Below are 19,893 nucleotides of genomic sequence, written 5' to 3'. Positions count from 1 at the left end.
AACTCGGTAGGATGATATCCTTATTCGGCTTTGCAGGCTTATTGCTCAATGGTAACCTCGAGCCCCAGCCCCTGCAGCTCTTTGAGCAACACATTGAATGATTCCGGTGTGTTGCCATCAGGCAGGTTTTCACCCTTAACAATCGCCTCGTATACTTTAGAGCGGCCTTTTACGTCGTCGCTCTTGACCGTAAGCATTTCCTTCAGGATGTTGGCTGCGCCATAAGCATACAGCGCCCAAACTTCCATCTCTCCAAGTCGCTGACCGCCAAACTGAGCTTTACCACCAAGTGGCTGCTGCGTAATAAGGGAGTAGGGCCCGATAGAGCGGGAGTGCATTTTGTCCTGAACAAGGTGATTCAGTTTCATGATGTACATGATTCCGACCGTTGTTTTTTGGGCGAAACGCTCTCCTGTACGGCCGTCATAAAGATAGGTACGGCCGTCAGTTGGCAAGCCGGCTTCACCCAGCCAATGCTGAACGTCATCATATTTGGCGCCATCAAAAATAGGCGTTGCAAATGTAACACCCAGCTTTCTGCCGGCCCAGCCAAGAATGGTTTCGTAAATCTGACCGAGATTCATCCTTGAAGGTACGCCCAGCGGATTCAGTACAATATCGACCGGAGATCCGTCTTCGAGGAACGGCATATCTTCCACAGGCACCACTTTCGCAACAACACCTTTATTTCCGTGTCGTCCGGCCATTTTGTCACCAACCTGAAGCTTGCGTTTTTTCGCAACGTAAACCTTGGCTTTTTTGACAATACCAGCGGGCAGTTCATCACCTACCTGAATCTGATACTTGTTCCGCTTGGCTTCAGACTCGTAGCGACGGCGTAACTCGGTGTAGTTGTCGAATAATACGGCAACGAGACGGTTTACTTCATCATCCGTACACCAGGATTGTCTGGCTTTCACAGAAAGTGGCTCGGCAATGTCATCGAACATCTGCTTGCGGTATTTATCACCTTTTGGCAGAATCTCGATTCCAAGTACATCAACGATACCCGGTGAAGTTTTGTCCTTCAGTAAGCGGTACATGCGGGCAGCCCACTCGGTGTTGAGTTTAGCTACTTTTTCAGCCAAACGCTGATTTTCACGCTCAACAAGTTCTTTTTCTTCTTTGCGTGAAAGCTGCTCTTCTTTTTTACGGCTGAACATTTTGGTACCAATCACTACCCCGGAAACACCCGGAGGCGTTTTGAGTGAAGCATCCTTAACATCACCGGCTTTGTCGCCGAAAATGGCGCGGAGTAGCTTTTCTTCCGGTGTTGGGTCACTTTCACCTTTAGGGGTAATTTTACCTACAATAATGTCGCCCGGCTTAATTTTGGCACCAACCCGGATTACGCCATTTTCATCCAGGTTACGGGTTGCTTCTTCACTCACATTCGGAATTTCACTTGTGAGCTCTTCCTCACCGCGCTTGGTATCACGTACCTGCTGCTCGAATTCTGAAATGTGGATAGATGTGTAAATATCTTCGGAAACGACGCGCTCGCTTACAACAATAGCATCTTCAAAGTTGTAGCCGCGCCACGGCATAAATGCCACGAGGAGGTTACGGCCAAGCGCAAGCTCACCGTCGTTGGTTGCGCAACCATCAGCAATCGGGGTTCCGTTGGTTACGGTGTCCCCGACTTTCACGATAGGACGCTGATTGGCACAGGTATCCTGATTGGTGCGCTCAAACTTACGCAGGGGGTAGGAAACAACGCCATCATCGAAATAGGCATAGTTTTCCTGTTCAGTGCGGTCGTACCGTATTCTGATTTCAGTTGCTGAAACATAGACAACTTCGCCATTGCCTTCCGCACAAATGATGGCGCGGGAGTCTTTGGCTGCACGATATTCCATGCCGGTTCCCACGATGGGCTTCTCAGGGCGCAGCAAAGGTACACCCTGACGCTGCATGTTGGATCCCATGAGCGCACGGTTTGCATCATCATGCTCAATGAATGGAATCATCGAGGCCGCTACAGAAGTAATCTGATTTGGTGCAACGTCCATGTATTCAACCTGATCAGGAGAAGCCAAACCTACGTTGCTGTCTCTGAATCGGGAGAATATTTCTTCGTAAGCAAACGTAGATTCATCAGTAAGCGTAGCGTTTGCCTGAGCAATGATTGTTTCATCTTCCTGCTCAGCTGCAAGGTATTCAACCTTTTCGGTTACAACTCCGTTAGCAACTTTGCGGTAAGGGGTTTCGATGAAACCGAAATCATTCACTTTGGCATGCACGCATAAGGACGAAATCAGACCAATATTGGGGCCTTCCGGCGTTTCGATCGGGCAGAGCCGGCCGTAGTGCGTATAGTGCACGTCACGAACCTCAAAGCCTGCACGCTCACGCGTTAGACCACCAGGTCCGAGAGCTGACATCCTGCGCTTGTGCGTAAGCTCAGCCAGCGGATTGGTCTGATCCATAAACTGCGAAAGCTGATTCGTGCCAAAGAAAGTGTTAATTACGCTGGAAATGGTCCGCGCATTAACAAGATCCTGTGGGGTAAACTGCTCAGCATCGCGGGAATTCATGCGCTCGCGAATGGTTCTTGCCATACGGGCCAGGCCAAGGCCAAACTGCTGTGCAAGCTGCTCACCTACCGTTCTCACCCGACGGTTACTCAGGTGATCAATATCATCCACAACCGACTTCATATTCTTGAGTCGGATAAGTTCTTTGATAATGCAGATGATATCATTGATGGTGAGAACCCGGATATCCAGGGATTCGTCAATCTTGAGTCGCTTGTTCAGGCGGTAGCGACCAACCTCACCAAGATCGTATTTTTTATCGCTGAAGAAGAGTCTCTCAATAACAGCCTTACCGGTTTCGATATCAGGCATTTCACCGGTTCTGATCTGACGGTATACTTCTGCAAGCGCGCTTTCCTGATCTGTTGAAGTATCCTTACGAAGCGTATTGATAACGACAGAACGATCAGCGTCTTCCTGGGAAATTTTAAGGACGTGAACAGACTTGATATCCAGCTCTTTCAGGATTTCATAGTCAACATCTTCCAGCTCTTTTTCACGTGCAAGCTTAACTTCCCGCGTAACAGCCTCTGTTACTTCACCGGTTTCATCATCAACAATTTCCTGTACTACCTCCTGATAAATATCAGTAGCAAGTCGCTTTCCAATAACTTTCCCGAAGGATTTGCGGGATTTGATTGAAACTTCTTCAGAAAGATCAAAGAGACTGAGGATATCGAAATCGCTGGAAAAACCGAGCGCACGCAGCAATGTTGTAAGCGGAAGCTTTTTCTTGCGATCAATATATGCCCATAACACATCACGGATATCTGTTGTAAATTCAATCCATGAACCTTTGAAAGGGATAATTCTGGCAGAGTAAAGGTGTGTGCCGTTTGGGTGCATGGACATGCCAAAAAACACGCCCGGAGAACGGTGCAACTGACTAACTATGACGCGCTCAGCACCATTAATTACGAAAGTCCCGCGATCTGTCATCCATGGCAGTTCACCAAGAAAAACTTCCTGTTCGATAGTTTCGGAGGCTTCATCGCTCTGATCGATAGAAGATAAGCGGAGCTTGGCTTTTAGCGGGACGGAAAAAGTAAGGCCGCGGTCAACACATTCCTCTATGTTGTATTTTGGAGTATCAATACTGTAATAAAGGAACTCCAGGATGTTTTGCTCCCTGGAATTGGTAATTGGAAAATGTTCATTAAAAATTCGCTGCAAGCCTACTTCTTCTCTGTCATCCGGCGCGATATTCCATTGTGTGAATCTGTGGAATGAAGCAATCTGGATATCAAGAAAATCGGGGTAATCGAGCACCTTTTTGGTTTTCGCGAACGTGACTCTGTTCGTGAACGGCAGAATGTTGGTCTCTCTACTCAAGGATACCTCACGGTTTGTTGATGGGTATAAATTAAACACAAAAATACAAGCCCGTTGTAATGCAATTTCCTGCTACAACAAGCATGTATTAATCAGACACCAATAGCCAAAACCCTTGCGGGCTTGGCTATTGGGTAATAAATAACGCTATGTGGAATTATTATTTTAATTCTACAGTAGCACCAGCCTCTTCGAGTTTAGCCTTGAGTTGCTCAGCTTCATCTTTGCTGACACCTTCTTTAACGTTGCTTGGGGCACCGTCAACAAGATCTTTGGCTTCTTTAAGACCGAGACCGGTTACAGCTCTTACTTCTTTAATAACACCGATTTTCTTAGCACCGGCTTCTTTGAGTACAACTGTGAATTCTGTTTGCTCTTCTTCCGCCGGACCATCACCGCCGGCTGCAGGGCCTGCAACTGCAACAGCAGCGGCAGCTGGTTTGATACCGTACTCTTCTTCGAGAACGGTAGCCAGTTCGTTGGCTTCCTTGATGGTGAGGTTAACTAATTGTTCTGCTAATGATTTAACGTCAGCCATTGTTTAACTCCGATTGTTGTTTTTTTAGTAACGTGATTTTAATTTTCTTTTTCGGCGATTGTTTTCAATGCGCCAACAATATTGCCACCTTGTGCCTGAAGCGCGCCAACTACGTTTGTAATCGGAGCCATGAGCAAGCCCATGATGTCGCCGATGACTTCTTCCTTGGACTTCATGCTTGATAAAGCATCCAATTCTGATTCACCATATACTACGCCATCAATATAAGCGGCCTTGAAAAGTGGCTTTTTATTTGATTTGAGGTATTCTTTGAGAATTTTGGCAGGTTTGGATGGATTACCGGATGCAAACATAAATGCAGTCTGATTTTCCAAATAAGGATAAACATCCTCATATCCGCCAACTTCATCCATCGCCCGCTTAACCATAGTGTTCTTAAACACTTTGTAGGTTATTCCGTCTTTCTTGAATTCACGGCGAAGGTTGCTGACTTCAGCTACGGTCATACCTGTGTATTCGGCCAGATAAACCGCGTCAGATTCCTTTAGAACCTCCAAAATTTCTTTTGCTGCTACTTTTTTCTGAGCTAATGTTGCCATAATAAGCTTTAATTTTGGAAAGTTACTTTACAGCAACTGTTCGGTTAATCGTTATACTCGGCCCCATTGTAGTACTCAAATAAATACTTTTAACGTAAGTACCTTTAGCTGAAGCCGGACGAAGCTTGATTACGGTATTAATAAACGCTTTGGCGTTATCAACAAGCTTATCGGGGCTGAAACTCGCTTTACCAATTGAAGTGTGTAGAATCCCGTATTTATCAACACGGAAGTCAATCTTTCCGGCTTTCACTTCTTTAATTGCTTTACCTGGTTCCATCGTAACAGTTCCGCTTTTGGGGTTGGGCATAAGGCCTCTCGGACCTAAAAAACGCCCAAGCTTACCAAGCTTACCCATTACATCGGGTGTGGCAACGATTACATCGATATCAGACCATCCTGATTCAAGCTTTTCAATGTATTCGTCAAGACCAACGTGATCGGCACCTGCCTGCTTTGCTTCTTCCTGCTTTGCAGGATTTACAAGAGCAAGTACGCGCACATCTTTACCAACACCATGAGGAAGAGATACATTACCCCTTACCATTTGGTCGGCTTGACGAGGATCAACACCCAGGCGAACGTCAATATCTACGGAAGCGTCAAAGTTCACCAGTGAAGTTTTGCCAATTAACTCAGCAGCTTCTTCAAGGCTGTACTCTTTGCCTGCTTCTATCAAAGAGGCAGCTTCGTTGTATTTTTTTCCTTTTTTCGACATTACTCTGAGGTAGAATGTTAGAATTACTTACTGCGGTCTACTCTTAGACCCATGCTGCGTGCTGTACCGGCGATCATCTCGGCAGCTGACTCTACGTCGTATGCGTTGAGGTCAGGAAGCTTCTGCTCGGCGATTTCCCGGCACTGGGAGAAGGTTACGGTTGCGACTTTAATACGGTTAGGTTCACCTGAACCGCTCTGTATATTGGCCGCTTTCTTAAGCAGAACTGGCGCTGGTGGTGTCTTCGTAACAAATGTAAATGATTTGTCAGTAAAGACCGTAATAACCACCGGGGTAACGGTACCCATCTTGTCCTGTGTTCTTGCGTTGAAGGCCTTGCAAAACTCCATAATGTTGACCCCTGCCTGTCCTAAAGCGGGTCCTACCGGGGGTGCAGGGTTTGCCTGACCGGCCTTAATCTGGAGTTTGATTACTTTGTCAATTTTCTTAGCCATAATCGAAGAATGCTGTTTTGATTTACCTGACCTTTAAGTAGCAGGCCCTTAATTTCAATGCTATGATTAATTTCTATGAGCTTTTTTAATCAGGCTCTACCTGATTTACGTCAACTTCAACCGGGGTTTTGCGCCCGAAAATGCTTACGTGCACGATCAACTTCATACGATCGGGATAAACTTCTTCAACCGTACCGTCATAATTGACAAAAGGCCCATCTGTAATTTTGATGAGGTCCCCTTTCCGGAACGGAATCTCAACCAAACCGCCTCCAGCTACTGCTTCTTTATCCTTGGTTACTTTACCGAGAATTCGGTTAACTTCGCTTTCCTGAAGTGGCGTCGGTTTATTTTGATTCTTACCACCCTTTAAAAATCCAATAACAGAAGCAGTACCGGATACAATGTCATTGATAGATTCATCATAAACGCCTTGAAACATGATGTAACCGGGGAAAAAGTTTTTCTCCCGCTGCCTTTTTTTGCCGTTACGGATTTCTATTACCGTCTCAGTAGGGATGAGTACCTGTTCTACCTTATCAATTGCACCGTCTTCGCGAAAGCGTTCGAGCAGTGCTTCCTTTACCTTTTTTTCATGACCAGAAAAGCACCTGATGACGTACCATTGTATGTCGTTTTGATCTGTCATCCAAAAATAAACTCAAGTGCTTTCGTGTAAATCTGATCTATAAAGAAAATGAACAGGGACAATATAATAGAAAACAACACCACGACTGTGGTGTTGTCTTGAAGCTCTTTTAAAGTAGGCCAGGATATTTTATTCCACTCTTTCCTGACGCCTTCAGAGAAATTTTTAACTTTGCTCATAATGATTTAATCTTATAATAGCACGGGCGGAGGGACTCGAACCCCCAACCACCGGTTTTGGAGACCGACACTCTACCAATTGAGCTACGCCCGTACGCTAATTCCTCTGATGGTTCTTAGTCAAGAATTTTAGCTACGACGCCAGCACCAACGGTACGGCCGCCTTCGCGGATCGCGAAACGAAGTCCGTCTTCCATAGCAATGGGCTGAATCAGGTCAACAGTCAGGTTCACGTTGTCGCCCGGCATTACCATCTCTACGCCTTCAGGAAGCTCGCAGATACCGGTTACGTCGGTCGTACGGAAATAGAACTGCGGACGGTAGCCTTTGAAGAACGGGGTATGACGACCGCCTTCCTCTTTGCTCAGGATGTACACCTCACAGGTGAATTTCTTGTGCGGCTTCACGCTGTTGGGCTTACAAAGTACCATCCCGCGAACGATCTGATCTTTGTTGATACCACGCAGCAGAAGACCTGCATTGTCACCGGCCTGTCCTTCGGGCAGAAGCTTGCGGAACATCTCGATACCGGTAACGACTGACTTCATTTTGTCTTCGTTGATCCCTACGATGTCAATCTCTTCGTTGAGTTTGATAACACCGCGCTCAATACGACCGGTAGCTACAGTACCACGACCGGTGATAGAGAATACGTCCTCAACCGGCATCAGGAACGGCTTGTCAACATCACGCTCAGGTGCAGGGATGTAAGTGTCAACAGCTTCCATCAGCTCAACTACTTTGGCTTCCCACTGTGCATCGCCGTTCAGCGCGCCCAGGGCAGAACCCTGAATAACAGGAATGTCATCGCCGGGGAATTCGTAGCTGGAGAGCAGCTCACGAACTTCAAGCTCAACGAGCTCGAGAAGTTCTTCATCATCAACAAGGTCAACCTTGTTCATGAATACTACGAGGTAAGGTACGCCAACCTGACGGGCAAGTAGGATGTGCTCGCGGGTCTGTGGCATGGGGCCGTCGGTGGCAGCAACTACGATAATCGCGCCGTCCATCTGAGCCGCACCGGTAACCATGTTCTTCACATAGTCAGCGTGACCGGGACAGTCAACGTGTGCGTAGTGACGGTTTCCTGTTTCATACTCTACGTGAGCGGTTGCGATGGTGATACCGCGCTCGCGCTCTTCGGGAGCGTTGTCAATTTCGTCGAAAGCTTTGGCGCTACCGCCGTAGGTAGCTGACATCACTTTGGTAATCGCTGCGGTAAGCGTAGTCTTGCCGTGGTCAACGTGACCAATCGTACCAATATTAACGTGTGGCTTATTGCGTGAAAACGTTTCTTTTGCCATCAGTTTAGTCCCGGTTTATAGATTAGGATAGGATTGTTTGTAATGAGTGAGTGTAGTTTTACTGACACTAAAAGAGCCGCTACTCGGAATTGAACCGAGGACCCCTTCCTTACCATGGAAGTGCTCTACCCCTGAGCTATAGCGGCTTAATATTTATGGAGCGGGAGACGGGGCTCGAACCCGCAACATTCAGCTTGGAAGGCTGACACTCTACCAGTTGAGTTACTCCCGCAAATATGGGGTGGGGAGAGCAGGATTCGAACCTGCGAAGTCGAAAGACAACAGATTTACAGTCTGCCCCAGTTGGCCACTTTGGTATCTCCCCATTTGTGTCAGTAAATTTAAGAACTGAGCTGGCGATAGGATTTGAACCTACGACCGGCGGTTTACAAAACCGCTGCTCTACCCCTGAGCTACGCCAGCAATCATTTTGTTGCAGACTTCAAATTTAGAGAAGAAATCAATTATTGTCAACATTATTTTTTGCATCTCTGCTACGCCATTTTCTGAACGCATACCGCACGCCAAGGAAAACCAAATAAGCGGCGATTAAAGACAAAATTAAGCCCCCGTAAAGATTCAGGTAGCGCTCAATGGCAGGCCAGTTATCTCCGATCAGCCAACCGGCCCCAATCAGAATTACATTCCAGGCAAAAGCACCTGCAAGCGCATAAGTAGCTGTTTTCCGAGGATTAAGACGCGTAACGCCTGCCATTATACTAATGATGGAGCGGGCACCTGCAAGGAATCGGTTTGCCAGCACAACCCCTTGTCCCCATCGATACATCCACTGTTCTGCTTTATCAAGGTATTCCCCGTCAAAATATTTCAAAAACCAAAAGCGGGTGCGCTGTGTCCTGATCTCATCCCCAACCAGGTATCCGAAATAGTACATCGTCATAAATCCGAGGACGGAGCCAACTGAGGTGAGTACAACAACAAGCCAGAAGCTGATTATGGCTTCGGACGCAAGGTATCCGCCAAATACAACAAGTATATCTCCCGGTATCGGCGGCACTACGTTTTCCAAATATGCTATCAGAGCCAGAATAAGGTATATACCCAAAATAGGCTGGAGCCGAATCCATTCAACGATGTCTAATAAGTGTTGCTCCATTAATGTGGGAAAATTCGGCTCTGTTTATTTTTTTGTCAGAAGAACGACGCTGCTTGCACTCATTCCTTCCTGACGCCCAACAAATCCTATGCGTTCTGAAGTTGTGGCTTTAACAGAGATGTAGTCTGCATCAGTTCCAAGATCAAGGGCGATCAGCTCCCGCATTTGATCAATATATTGGCGTAGTTTGGGTTTCTCGGCCACAATGGTAGCATCAACATTTCCGATTTCGTAGCCTTCCTGCTCAATACGTTTATTTGCTTCGCGTAAAAGCTCTCGGCTGTCCGCGCCCTTAAAGGCCGGATCCGTATCGGGGAAGTGGCTGCCAATATCACCGAGTGCAAGGGCTCCGAACATGGCATCAATTATCGCGTGAATCAGTACGTCAGCATCGGAATGTCCGTCCAGGCCTTTCTCGAACGGTATGTTTACTCCGCCCAAAATTAGTGCACGACCGGCTTTTAAGCGGTGCGTATCATAACCGAACCCTATACGGAAAGGCTTGTTTTGATTTTTCTTCATGATGAAAGCTGCATAGTCGAGATCTTCTTTTCTCGTGATTTTAATGTTTGTACGCTCTCCTTCAACAGCTGATACCTTAACGCCTGTACGCTCTACCAGTGAGGCGTCATCCGTGCCAAAAACGTTATTGTCCAGAGCCTGCTGATACGCTTCTTTCAGTAATGATGTGCGAAATACCTGAGGTGTTTGAGCCTGCCAGATTTCTTTGCGATCTGCCGTGCCTGTTATCTGCTGTTCCCCATCAACTCTTTTGAGCGTATTATCACTGGGCGTAACCAGGATGGCGGCACCGCTATGTTGTGCTGCAAGGGTAACTTTAAGAATATCAGACGTGCTTACCAGAGGTCTGACCATGTCGTGAACGGCGGTTAGTTCCTCGTCTTCTATTAGGGAAAGCGCATTGCTGATCGAATACAGGCGCTCGGAGCCGCCTTCAACGAGCGTTATTCTCTCCGAATTCAGTGCTGAAACGATTTCCTCAGCCCTTTCCATCATTTCCGGGGAAACGGGAACAAAAATCCGGGATACAAAATCAAGCTTTAAGAACACCCGAAGCGTGTGCTCCATGATGGTCTTGCCGCCAATTGTAAGATAGACCTTGGGCACAGAATAGCCCATTCTTGTACCCAGACCTGCCGCCGGTAATACAACTGCAAGATTCAGTTTTTGCACCAGTGCGTCAGATTATGATCATGGCATCACCGAAGGAGAAAAACCTGTAATCGTGCTTACGGGCCTCTTCATAAGCGTGCATTAAGAAGTCAAATTCACAAAAAGCTGCAGCAAGCATTAATAGTGTACTCTCAGGCTGATGAAAGTTTGTGATCAGTCCTTCCGTGAGCTTGAAATCGTAAGGCGGATAAATAAATTTGTCTGTCCAGCCTACGGTTGGCTTAAGCAAACCGCTCGCTGTAATACTGCTTTCAATTGCCCGAACAGCGGTTGTACCACCGGCTACCACCTTATTGGTTTTACTGGTTCTGACCTGATTGATAAGCTCCGCGCTTTCTTCAGGGATAAAAAAGTACTCCGAATCCATACGGTGCTTGGTTAGGTCTTCTACCTCTACGGCCCGGAACGTACCCCAACCGATGTGCAGGGTTACCGGTGCCATAATTACACCTTTCTGCGTGAGCTTATCCACAAGCTCCGGGGTGAAGTGCATGGTTGCCGTTGGTGCTGCTACTGCGCCCCGCTCCTTGGCAAATATGGTCTGATAACGGTCTTTATCCTCGAGTACAGGTTCTCTCTTGATATAAGGCGGCATAGGCATCTCACCCACAGCATCAAGCTTTTCATAGAGCTCTTCGTTTGGACCGTCATATAGAAAGCGGATCGTACGTCCCCTTGAAGTAGTATTGTCAACAACTTCAGCAACGAGCTCATCTCCGAAATAAAGCTTATTCCCGATTCTGATTTTACGGGCTGGTTCTACAAGAACATCCCATAACATATTTTCCGGCTGAAGCTCCCGAAGAAGAAATACTTCTATATATGCATCTGTTTTTTCCTTGCGCCCTTTGAGCCTTGCCGGAAAAACCTTTGTGTTGTTGTAGACGAGACAATCCCCTTTTTCAAAATACTTATGAATATTGGAGAAAACTTCGTGGGTAATCGTCTTGTTCGCGCGGTCGATAACCATTAATTTTGCTGAATCGCGTGGTTCAACACCGAATTCAGGAATATTAAGACCCTCTGTTTCGTACTTAAAATCGGTAAGCTTCATTGGCGTTTGATAATTTGATGTGCTTGCACGTATGAATAACGACGTACAATTTGATATTCAGGCTACTTTACCTGATCGAAGGAACAAAACCTTTAGATGTACAATTTACAACCACTTATGACACGTGAATTGTTCAATTATCAACCGTTTTTACGACCAGATGCCTTTTTCTTTAACTATTCCGCAAATATAATCCAAGAATGAGGCTGAGCCAAATTTATGAACTGAACAAATCTCAGGGTCTTTTTTTTATCTATCTCTGAGATAAGTTCAAATATTTAATTCTTTTAAAAGGCTAACTTTGGCCTTCATTCGTTATCTTTAATCTTGATTTTGAATGATAATCTGATTAATTAGATTATCATTCAAAGTTACAGGCAGTACTTTTTGAATCAACAGAAATAAAGTCTCAGTTTTATGCGAATCCTTGTTATTTCAACCTTATTAATAGCATTCCTGACAGTGAGTAACGCAAATGGTCAGTTCAGGGATCATGTTCAGCAACCCGCGGAATATACCAGCGCTGTTGTTGCTCCAATTGTTTCTGAAAGCAACATGCTGGGACTTGCCGGTTTTCAAATGAATCACAGCTATGAGATGACTATGGGCAGCATGGGTGGAAATGTTTACAATCAAAACTTTTACACCAACACCATGCAATTCCTTTTTAATGAGCGACTGACCGGCAGGGTTGATCTGTCGATTGCCCATTCTCCTTTTGGTAACAACATCTTTGGTGAAAGTCAGGGGCCTCAGTTTTTTATTCGGAATGCTGAACTGAATTATGCTATCAGCGACCGTACTCATCTGAGCTTTCAGTTCAGACAGGTTCCTGCCGGCGTTTACAACCCGCTTGATTTCAACCGCAGTGCCTTCAACAGACACAACCCGCATTCCCTGCATCGTAACCACGGGAACATGTTTGATTTTTAGCGCTTCCCTATAATGCACATGCGAAGCCTCTCGAAATCTGCCTTTATGCTCAACATGGGCATTGGTGCTTCTTCAGTTGTACTTGCTGTACTACTGATTGCGCTTGTGGCAAGAACTGCTTACCCCAGAGTTTTTACCGAACGAACTGAGCTTCAGTCTCATTTGCTCAGCAACGTGATTCAGGTTGAAGTTTTAAATGGCTGCGGCGTTCAGGGCGTTGCGGCTCAGTTTACCAATCAGTTACGCGGATTAGGGTTTGATGTCGTGCAATCCGGAAACTTTGAGACTTTTGACCTCCCCGAAAGCATTATTATTGACCGGGCCGGTAACGCAGCCAACGCAAGAAGAGTCGCCCTTGCCCTTGGTATTGATAAAAAAAATATCATCACAGAAACATCCCCTTACTTCTATCTCGATGCAACTGTCGTAGTAGGCGCTGATTACGAGCAACTATTGCGTTCAAGACAATAACCTCAAATTTTACATCCATTTTGACAGATACTTTTACGGAAGATTCCTTCGAAGAAGAAAATTCAGAATCACTTGCTACTTTTATAGCCGAACAACTTTCCGCTAAGAAGGGGGAACAAATTTCCATCATGGACCTCAGAGGCCTTACGTCTCTGGCTGATTTTTTTGTAATCTGTAACGGTCTTTCCGATGTACACGTCAAAACCCTGGCAGATGAAATCTCCGAAAAAGTCCGCATTGAGATGGGTGAGAAACCCTGGCGCCGTGAAGGGCTGGAGACGCGTCGTTGGGTTGTACTCGATTTTGTTAATGTAGTCGTCCACATTTTTAAGAGCGATATGCGCGAATTCTATGCGCTGGAGAAAATGTGGGGTGATGCGACGGTGAAGAATTTCGAAGATTAGTTTTATTGCTGTGCATGAATAAATACTCACCCTGAACAACCTGTCTCTTCCTGATCTATGTCCCGAAAACCTAAAGTTCTTCTCACAGAGCCCGTTTTTCGGGAAGTTCATGAATTGCTGGAAAAGTATTTCGAGCTGCATGTTGGCAAAAGGGGGCAGTTCAACCATGCAAATACGCTCCGCGATGCCATTTCGCGCTATGACGGCCTGCTGTGCATGCTCTCGAACCCGGTTAACAGCACCGTTCTGAGCAATGCCTCCATTCTGAAAGTTGTGGCTAATTATGCAGTTGGATACAACAACATTGACTTAGCCGCTTGCCGCAGCCACAACATACGGGTAGCGAACACCCCGGATGTACTCACTGAAACCACAGCCGACGGAACGGTCGCATTATTACTTTCCACCGTAAAGCGAATAACGGAATCTGAGCGGTTTTTGCGGGAAGGATGCTTTGACGGATGGAGCCCAACAGCTTTCCTGGGTTTGGAGCTGAATGGCGCAACCGCCGGCATTATCGGCATGGGCCGAATCGGACAGGCGGTAGCCAAAAGACTGCGGGCATTCGGAATGAAGATTATCTACAGCAACCCAAACAGACTGCCCGAGTCTGTTGAAAATGAGCTTCAGGCACGTTGGTTTGAAGACCCGATTCAGCTCGCATCTCGTGCGGACGTCATCAGCCTGCACTGTCCGCTGAACACGCGTACCCACCATCTGGTGGACAGCGATTTTCTCGATGCCATGCAGCCCGGCGCGTATCTGATTAATGCGAGCCGGGGGCCTGTTGTTGATGAACTTGCTCTTGCCAAAGCTTTGCACGAAAAACGAATCGCCGGTGCAGGTATTGACGTTTACGAATTTGAGCCGGAAGTCAACGAGCTGCTACTTACTGCTCCAAATGCCGTCCTCATTCCGCATATTACAAGTGCTACAAAACCAACCCGCCTGAAAATGGGGATGCTCGCTGCGGGGGCTATTGCCAAGACGCTCTGCGGAGCCGATTACCCCTGCAATTTTATCGCTTAAAGCCATCGGTTTCCGGTTAATCAATTTTATTTACAGTCTCGGATAATGCAAGCTTCCCAACAGAATAAGCCTCCAACTTTTCAGCTGAGGCTTTTTTTGATTGCCGCAGGCTTGCTTATTCTCGGCTGGATTGCCGGTGAAGCAAACTTCTATTTCGGACAGCCCGATTCTGAGCTGCGGGAGCAACTTGCACAGCAAGCGCTTGATGGCGCAGTTCTTACATTCCGTGAAGCCGAATCGGCCCTTATTGCGGATACACGCCGGCTCAAATCAACCATTCAGCCCCTTCTCACTACGGGACAAGAAGCCGACCCTACCCGCATTTACAACCGACTGCGCAGCGAATCCGGTTTTCGGGGAATATCCGTGTTCCGTGACCGAAATCTTTTTACCTGGTCCGGCAATCCCATCACCTACCTTCCTTCTGTGGGAACTGAAGAAGTTTTCACCAATGTGGTGCAAAGCGGTTTTGTCATTTATTTCGTCAGTCAGATTACTTTTTTTCAGGATGACGGTACCCGCTACGACATTGTCACAACCCGGCTGATCCGCCGCTCGGGCGCCTCACCTCAGCTGCTCACGCGTCAGTATGACCTCACCCGTGAATGGGCGAAAGAACAGACCTTTCCGGTTCACTACCGTTTTTTTGACCTGAATACCGGGCCTGTAACCGCCAGGGTCAGGACGCTTGGCACAGCAAGCGTGGATTCTGTTGGCTTTGTAACGGTAAGTACTGCTGATTTCCCGGCCATTGCCCGGGACTGGGAGCGTAACATGGCGCAATTTCGCTGGGTTGTTATCACGCTGCTCGCATTTCTGATTTGGTGGGGACTGCTTATTTGGATGAAGACTGGGAAAGCCGGCGGACGTGCTTCCGCTGCCGTTGCCTCAGCCGGGACCTTAACCATTTGGGGCATAATGAGTTTTCTGGAACTGCCTTTCATCCGCCTACTTCGGGATGCAGGTGGTTTTGACCTCACCAATCAGCTGCAGCTGCTTTTCGACAGCTTCTTCATTTCGGCTGCCGGATTGCTGCTGGTTGTGCAGCTCGCTAAGCACGCCGGCAGGGACAGCGGCAAGGACAGGAAATGGTCTGTACTAACTTTCATCGGCATAGCTTCAGGCGTTGTTTTTGGAAGTGCATGGTCGCTGAGCCGGGTGTACGAAGTCATCCTGCTAACACAAACAGGGGTGACAGATCTGCGGGTTTTTCCGGCCCTGCAAACCTGGATCGTATATCTGGCAAGCCTCATCCTGACGGGCACGGCAGTGTACCTGATTTTTCAGCTTTGCCGGTTTGGCAGAAAAACCATGGGTCGATTTCTTTTTTACACGCTATGGTTTGCAGCCGTATGTGCCGGCGCTTTCCTCTTTTACCTCATCCACACCGATGCCGCGCTGCTCCCGGTTTTCTTCTGGGCAAAATACCTTGGTATCCTCGTCATATTGGTGCTGATTTCGGCTTCAGACCGCATGCAGCATTTTTCGCCACTCAGCATTCCCCGTCCGCGCGCGATTGCCCTGCTGATTTTTTTGGTCACCCTCATACAGCTTCCCCTCTATTTTGATGCCTCCATCCAAAAAGAAAACGAAACCATGCTGCGGATGGCGGTTAACTATGCGACTACAGGCACTGATGAAGCCGAAGAAATCAGCCGGGAGCTCATCCGGAAGCTGCTGGAAGACGGGGTGATCACACAGGTGCAGACGCTGGAAGCCGCACCCGCCTTCCCGGTGCAGGCCGTCGCGCAGTTCAGGCAGCAAGTAAGCCGTCAGATACAGCCCGAATGGGGCTCTTACACCATTATGGCTTTCCTGCTTGATGGCCGCCTCAACATTATTGCAGATTACGGCTCGCAGCCCTCTTTCATGGACCGCTTTTCCTCGTCCTTTCACGACGAAGTGCGCAACTTCATCCGCTACTCTCTTCAGCGCCCTTTTGCGCGTCTTCCTATTATCGAAACCGAAAACCGGTTCAGGGGCTTTCCGATTTTCATAAAAGGGCTGCAGTCCATCCCTTCAGATTTCCCGACGCAGCCTTCCTGGCTGGTGACCTTTGTGCTGGTGGAAGGCAACAGCTTTGGTCGGCCGGTGAACGACGCGCTTGCATTTCATGAGCGTGACCGCGAAAGCTGGAACCGGTTCGTGGTAACCGAATATGTGGATGGCCGCCGAAACCGTTCAACCTCTGCCCTTCGCACCCCGCTGCTCTCCGAGCGTCACCTGCTCACTGAAGAACTCACCCCTGCGCCCGGTGCGCAAATTATCCGGCGATCGGCAACGGACCGCGCGGCCTACCGCAAACTGATATACGGCTTTGATGAACGTACCGCGGTTATGGTAACCGTTCGTGATGTCACCTTTCTGAACTACATTTTTTCGGGATTCCGTTTTTTCGTCGCCCTGCTGATTGTGAGCCTGCTCGCCTGGCAGATTCGCAGTATCTTTACAAAAACAGGGCTTCCCTGGAGCGGGCGCATTTTCTCGCGACGCTTTCAGGACCGTATCCTCGACAGCTACCTGATTGCAACCCTGCTGTTCATGATTGCCCTGGCTGTTGTAACCGAATACATCGTGGGCCTGCAAAACATCCGGATTGCTGAACAGGAACTCTACCGGAATCTCAGCGCCGTCGAAACCCGCCTCATTAATCAGCGGGACGGCAGCCTTTCGCGCAGCGACGCCATTCAGCTGGAAGAAGTTGATATCATGCTGTTCGAAGGCGGACGCCTCACCCAAACCACCGCGCCCGAAATTTTCCGCCTTCAGCTTATTTCGGATTTCATGCCTTTTGAGTCGTACACCAACATCTTCAGCAACCATCAGACGACCGTCTTCCAGCCCTTCAGTATTGGCGAACTCTCGGTGCTGATGGGCTACCGGGCCTTTTTTGAAAACGGCGAAGTGCGTATCGTGATCGGAATCCCCGCTTACACCCGCTCAGCGATTTACGAACAGGAATTCCTGCAAACCACAACCTACCTCATCGCATTCTACATCATCATTTTCATCTTTTTCACCGGAATTGCCTGGGGGGTTTCCAGAAAACTGACGCAGCCGCTGTCGGAGTTTGAGAGCGGCCTCAAGCGCATTTCTGCCGGTGACCTGGACACCACAATACCCGTTAGTTCAGATGATGAAATCGGTGAGCTTGCCCGTGCCTACAACGAAATGGTGCTGGACCTGCGAAACGTACGCGCGGAGCTGGCCGAAGCGGAACGGGACGCTGCCTGGAGCGAGATGGCACGGCAGATTGCACACGAAATCAAAAATCCGCTCACGCCCATGAAACTCAGCATTCAGCATTTGCAGCGACAAATGGCGATGGGCGACCGCAGCATGGAAGAGCTCAAACCTGCTATCGAGAAACTTTCGGGCATGCTGGTCAATCAGATTGAATCCCTCAATCGTATCGCGGGAGATTTTTCTGCCTTCGCAAAGCCGCTGACAGGCAAACAGGAAAAACGCGACCTGAACGAACTCATCACTGAAACCCTGCCCTTGTTTGAACAGCACCAGCAAATTGCGTTCAGGTTTTCAGCAAGTCCGGAGCCTTCTCTCGTGTTTGGCTCGAGTGATGAAATCAAGCGGGTGTTCATCAATCTCATCAAAAATGCCATTGAAGCCATGCCGCAGGGCGGTTTGATTACGCTTAGTGTGCAACAACAGCATAACGGCTGGATGGTCAGCATTGCCGACACCGGAACGGGTATGGCACCGGAAGTGCTTGAAAATATTTTTGCGCCCAACTTTTCAACCAAAACAAGCGGCACCGGACTCGGCCTTGCCATCTGCAAGAAAATTATGGACGCCCACAGCGGACACATTTCGGTACAGTCAGACGAAGCTGCGGGCACGACCTTCAGCCTTTGGTTTCCGGTTTACAGGGAAAATTGAATCGCAAAAAGCCCTATATTCCGCCGCTCTGAATCAGCCGTCCTTTCGTACGATCACCCCTTCTTTTGAACCGCTCCGAACCCCATCAACCGCCACCCCTAAAAAGCCGGATAACCGCAGAAGTCAGTCAAATTTTCCGACTGGGCTACCCGCTGATTATCGCAAACCTGCTACAAATGTCCATGTCATTTGTAGATACGGTGATGGCGGGCAACCTCAGCACCAACGATCTGGCAGCGGTCGCCATTGGTTCGAGCATTCTCACCCCTGTGTTCATGCTGGGTGTGGGTATTCTTATGGCCGTTACGCCCATTGTGGCGCAGCATTTCGGCGCGGAGGAGCGCGACATAATCGGTATCAGCGTGCGGCAGTCCCTCTGGCTGGCTGTGCTCATGGCCATTCCGACCATTCTGCTGCTGCGCAACGCCTATCCGGTGCTCACCCTGCTTGACCTTGATCCGGAAGTCGCGCGCCTTACCGAAGGCTACCTGAAAGCTGCGGCATGGGGCATTCCCGGCTTCTTTTCCTTTTTAGCCCTCAAGCATTTCAACGAAGCCGTATCCGTGACGCGGCCAGCCATGTTTATCGGGGTCATCGGGCTTTTCTTCAACATTTTGGGTAACTACACGCTGATGTTCGGCAAATTCGGCTTCCCGGCACTCGGCGCAGTTGGCACCGGCTGGGCTACTATGATTGTGATGTGGGTGATGTGCATAAGCATGCTGGCCTACACCTGGCAAAGAAAAGACTACGCCATTTTCGGGATTTTCGACACCCTGCGACTGCCCGATCCGCAGTACATGAAAGAATTGCTGCGACTGGGTTTCCCGATCGGAATCACCCTCACCATGGAAGTCAGCATGTTCGCCGTTGTTGCGCTCATTATGGGCATGTTGGGCACTACCGCCGTTGCCGCACATCAGATTGCCCTCAATCTGGCCTCCATCACGTTTATGATGGCCTTCGGTCTTTCAAGCGCCATCACCATTCGGGTGGGCCAAAACCTGGGGCGCGGCTCGCTTGTCAACGCGACCTTCTCCGGATACGTTGGGATCGGCATGGCTACCGCACTGATGTGCTGTACGGCCGCGCTCTTCTTCCTCTTTCCGGATATGCTCATTGGCATTTACACCGACGACCCCGAACTGACTCCGCTTGCCGTGCAACTGCTCTTTATGGCAGCGGTGTTTCAGATTTCCGACGGCCTGCAGGTCAGCGGATCTGCAGCATTGCGGGGCCTGAAGGATACCAAAATTCCGATGATCGTAAACCTGATTGCCTACTGGATAATCGGGTTCAGTTCGGGCTATGTGCTGGGTATTCACCTGGAGTATGGTCCAAAAGGACTTTGGGCGGGTCTCATTCTTGGGCTGACTACGGCCGCGGTACTGCACAACCTGCGCTTCCGCTACCTCACCCGAAACCGAAGCCGCAAGGAGCTGATGGCAAACGCGGATGAAACCCTTTGAAGCTGAACGGGAAAGCAACCGCCCTCGTTTGGATTCCTGAACCGCTTATTAAA

Annotated in this window: 17 protein-coding genes and 5 tRNA genes; 6 read left to right on the top strand and 16 right to left on the bottom strand. The window is 48.5% G+C overall.

Features of this window, described 5'->3' with window-relative positions; genetic code table 11:
- Positions 1 to 38: 38 nt before the first annotated feature.
- The 16 genes from rpoB to queA form a co-directional block, all read right to left on the bottom strand.
- A complete protein-coding gene (rpoB, locus tag CYPRO_RS05050) occupies positions 39 to 3,869 on the bottom strand; it encodes a DNA-directed RNA polymerase subunit beta (protein ID WP_240644841.1) in 3,831 nt (1,276 codons plus the stop codon).
- Between the two features lie 160 nt (positions 3,870 to 4,029).
- Entirely contained in the window at positions 4,030 to 4,407 is a 378-nt protein-coding gene (rplL, locus tag CYPRO_RS05045) for a 50S ribosomal protein L7/L12 (protein ID WP_114983575.1), read from the bottom strand.
- A gap of 38 nt (positions 4,408 to 4,445) precedes the next feature.
- The gene (rplJ, locus tag CYPRO_RS05040) at positions 4,446 to 4,967 is read right to left on the bottom strand and encodes a 50S ribosomal protein L10 (RefSeq protein WP_114983574.1); all 522 of its coding nucleotides are present in this window, start codon (positions 4,965 to 4,967) and stop codon (positions 4,446 to 4,448) included.
- A gap of 22 nt (positions 4,968 to 4,989) precedes the next feature.
- On the bottom strand, positions 4,990 to 5,685 hold the full coding sequence (gene rplA / locus CYPRO_RS05035; protein WP_114983573.1) for a 50S ribosomal protein L1: 696 nt from the start codon (positions 5,683 to 5,685) through the stop codon (positions 4,990 to 4,992).
- A gap of 23 nt (positions 5,686 to 5,708) precedes the next feature.
- Positions 5,709 to 6,140, bottom strand: a complete 432-nt coding sequence (rplK, locus tag CYPRO_RS05030) for a 50S ribosomal protein L11 (protein WP_114983572.1) — start codon at positions 6,138 to 6,140, stop codon at positions 5,709 to 5,711.
- A gap of 85 nt (positions 6,141 to 6,225) precedes the next feature.
- On the bottom strand, positions 6,226 to 6,789 hold the full coding sequence (gene nusG, locus CYPRO_RS05025; protein ID WP_114983571.1) for a transcription termination/antitermination protein NusG: 564 nt from the start codon (positions 6,787 to 6,789) through the stop codon (positions 6,226 to 6,228).
- Positions 6,786 to 6,968, bottom strand: coding sequence for a preprotein translocase subunit SecE (gene secE, locus CYPRO_RS05020; RefSeq protein WP_114983570.1), 183 nt, complete (start codon positions 6,966 to 6,968; stop codon positions 6,786 to 6,788). The genes nusG and secE overlap by 4 nt, the downstream gene beginning before the upstream one ends.
- A 21-nt stretch (positions 6,969 to 6,989) precedes the next feature.
- Positions 6,990 to 7,062 (bottom strand) — tRNA-Trp (locus CYPRO_RS05015).
- Positions 7,063 to 7,084: 22 nt separating this feature from the next.
- Positions 7,085 to 8,272 carry an elongation factor Tu gene (tuf, locus tag CYPRO_RS05010; protein WP_114983388.1) on the bottom strand — a complete coding sequence of 396 codons (1,188 nt, stop codon included), beginning with the start codon at positions 8,270 to 8,272 and terminating at the stop codon, positions 7,085 to 7,087.
- Positions 8,273 to 8,346: 74 nt separating this feature from the next.
- Positions 8,347 to 8,418 (bottom strand) — tRNA-Thr (locus CYPRO_RS05005).
- A 10-nt stretch (positions 8,419 to 8,428) separates the two neighbouring features.
- A tRNA-Gly gene (locus tag CYPRO_RS05000) sits at positions 8,429 to 8,504 on the bottom strand.
- Between the two features lie 10 nt (positions 8,505 to 8,514).
- Positions 8,515 to 8,597: transfer RNA gene (locus CYPRO_RS04995), tRNA-Tyr, on the bottom strand.
- A 26-nt stretch (positions 8,598 to 8,623) separates the two neighbouring features.
- Positions 8,624 to 8,695 (bottom strand) — tRNA-Thr (locus CYPRO_RS04990).
- Positions 8,696 to 8,732: 37 nt separating this feature from the next.
- Positions 8,733 to 9,338, bottom strand: a complete 606-nt coding sequence (locus CYPRO_RS04985) for a DedA family protein (protein ID WP_164682551.1) — start codon at positions 9,336 to 9,338, stop codon at positions 8,733 to 8,735.
- A 75-nt stretch (positions 9,339 to 9,413) separates the two neighbouring features.
- Positions 9,414 to 10,583: a 2-C-methyl-D-erythritol 4-phosphate cytidylyltransferase gene (ispD, locus tag CYPRO_RS16835; protein WP_124245529.1), complete on the bottom strand. Its 1,170-nt coding sequence runs from the start codon at positions 10,581 to 10,583 to the stop codon at positions 9,414 to 9,416.
- A gap of 7 nt (positions 10,584 to 10,590) precedes the next feature.
- Complete coding sequence (queA, locus tag CYPRO_RS04975) at positions 10,591 to 11,637, bottom strand: tRNA preQ1(34) S-adenosylmethionine ribosyltransferase-isomerase QueA (protein WP_114983567.1); 1,047 nt, start codon at positions 11,635 to 11,637, stop codon at positions 10,591 to 10,593.
- Between the two features lie 462 nt (positions 11,638 to 12,099).
- Between queA and CYPRO_RS04970 the strand changes: the two genes are divergently transcribed.
- The 6 genes from CYPRO_RS04970 to CYPRO_RS04945 all read left to right on the top strand — a co-directional run bounded on the left by CYPRO_RS04970 (position 12,100) and on the right by CYPRO_RS04945 (position 19,840).
- Positions 12,100 to 12,570: a hypothetical protein gene (locus CYPRO_RS04970; RefSeq protein WP_124245528.1), complete on the top strand. Its 471-nt coding sequence runs from the start codon at positions 12,100 to 12,102 to the stop codon at positions 12,568 to 12,570.
- Between the two features lie 18 nt (positions 12,571 to 12,588).
- Positions 12,589 to 13,041, top strand: coding sequence for a LytR C-terminal domain-containing protein (locus CYPRO_RS04965; protein WP_240644840.1), 453 nt, complete (start codon positions 12,589 to 12,591; stop codon positions 13,039 to 13,041).
- A gap of 20 nt (positions 13,042 to 13,061) precedes the next feature.
- Positions 13,062 to 13,445 (top strand): ribosome silencing factor, encoded by a 384-nt coding sequence (gene rsfS / locus CYPRO_RS04960; protein ID WP_114983564.1) that lies wholly within the window; start codon positions 13,062 to 13,064, stop codon positions 13,443 to 13,445.
- Between the two features lie 57 nt (positions 13,446 to 13,502).
- Entirely contained in the window at positions 13,503 to 14,474 is a 972-nt protein-coding gene (locus tag CYPRO_RS04955) for a 2-hydroxyacid dehydrogenase (protein WP_114983563.1), read from the top strand.
- Between the two features lie 45 nt (positions 14,475 to 14,519).
- Positions 14,520 to 18,371 (top strand): sensor histidine kinase, encoded by a 3,852-nt coding sequence (locus CYPRO_RS04950; protein ID WP_114983562.1) that lies wholly within the window; start codon positions 14,520 to 14,522, stop codon positions 18,369 to 18,371.
- 65 nt (positions 18,372 to 18,436) lie between these two features.
- Entirely contained in the window at positions 18,437 to 19,840 is a 1,404-nt protein-coding gene (locus CYPRO_RS04945) for an MATE family efflux transporter (protein WP_408625724.1), read from the top strand.
- Positions 19,841 to 19,893 lie beyond the last annotated feature (53 nt).

The sequence above is a fragment of the Cyclonatronum proteinivorum genome (assembly GCF_003353065.1).
Lineage (GTDB): Bacteria > Bacteroidota > Rhodothermia > Balneolales > Cyclonatronaceae > Cyclonatronum > Cyclonatronum proteinivorum.
This window is presented reverse-complemented; position numbering and strand designations above follow the sequence as displayed.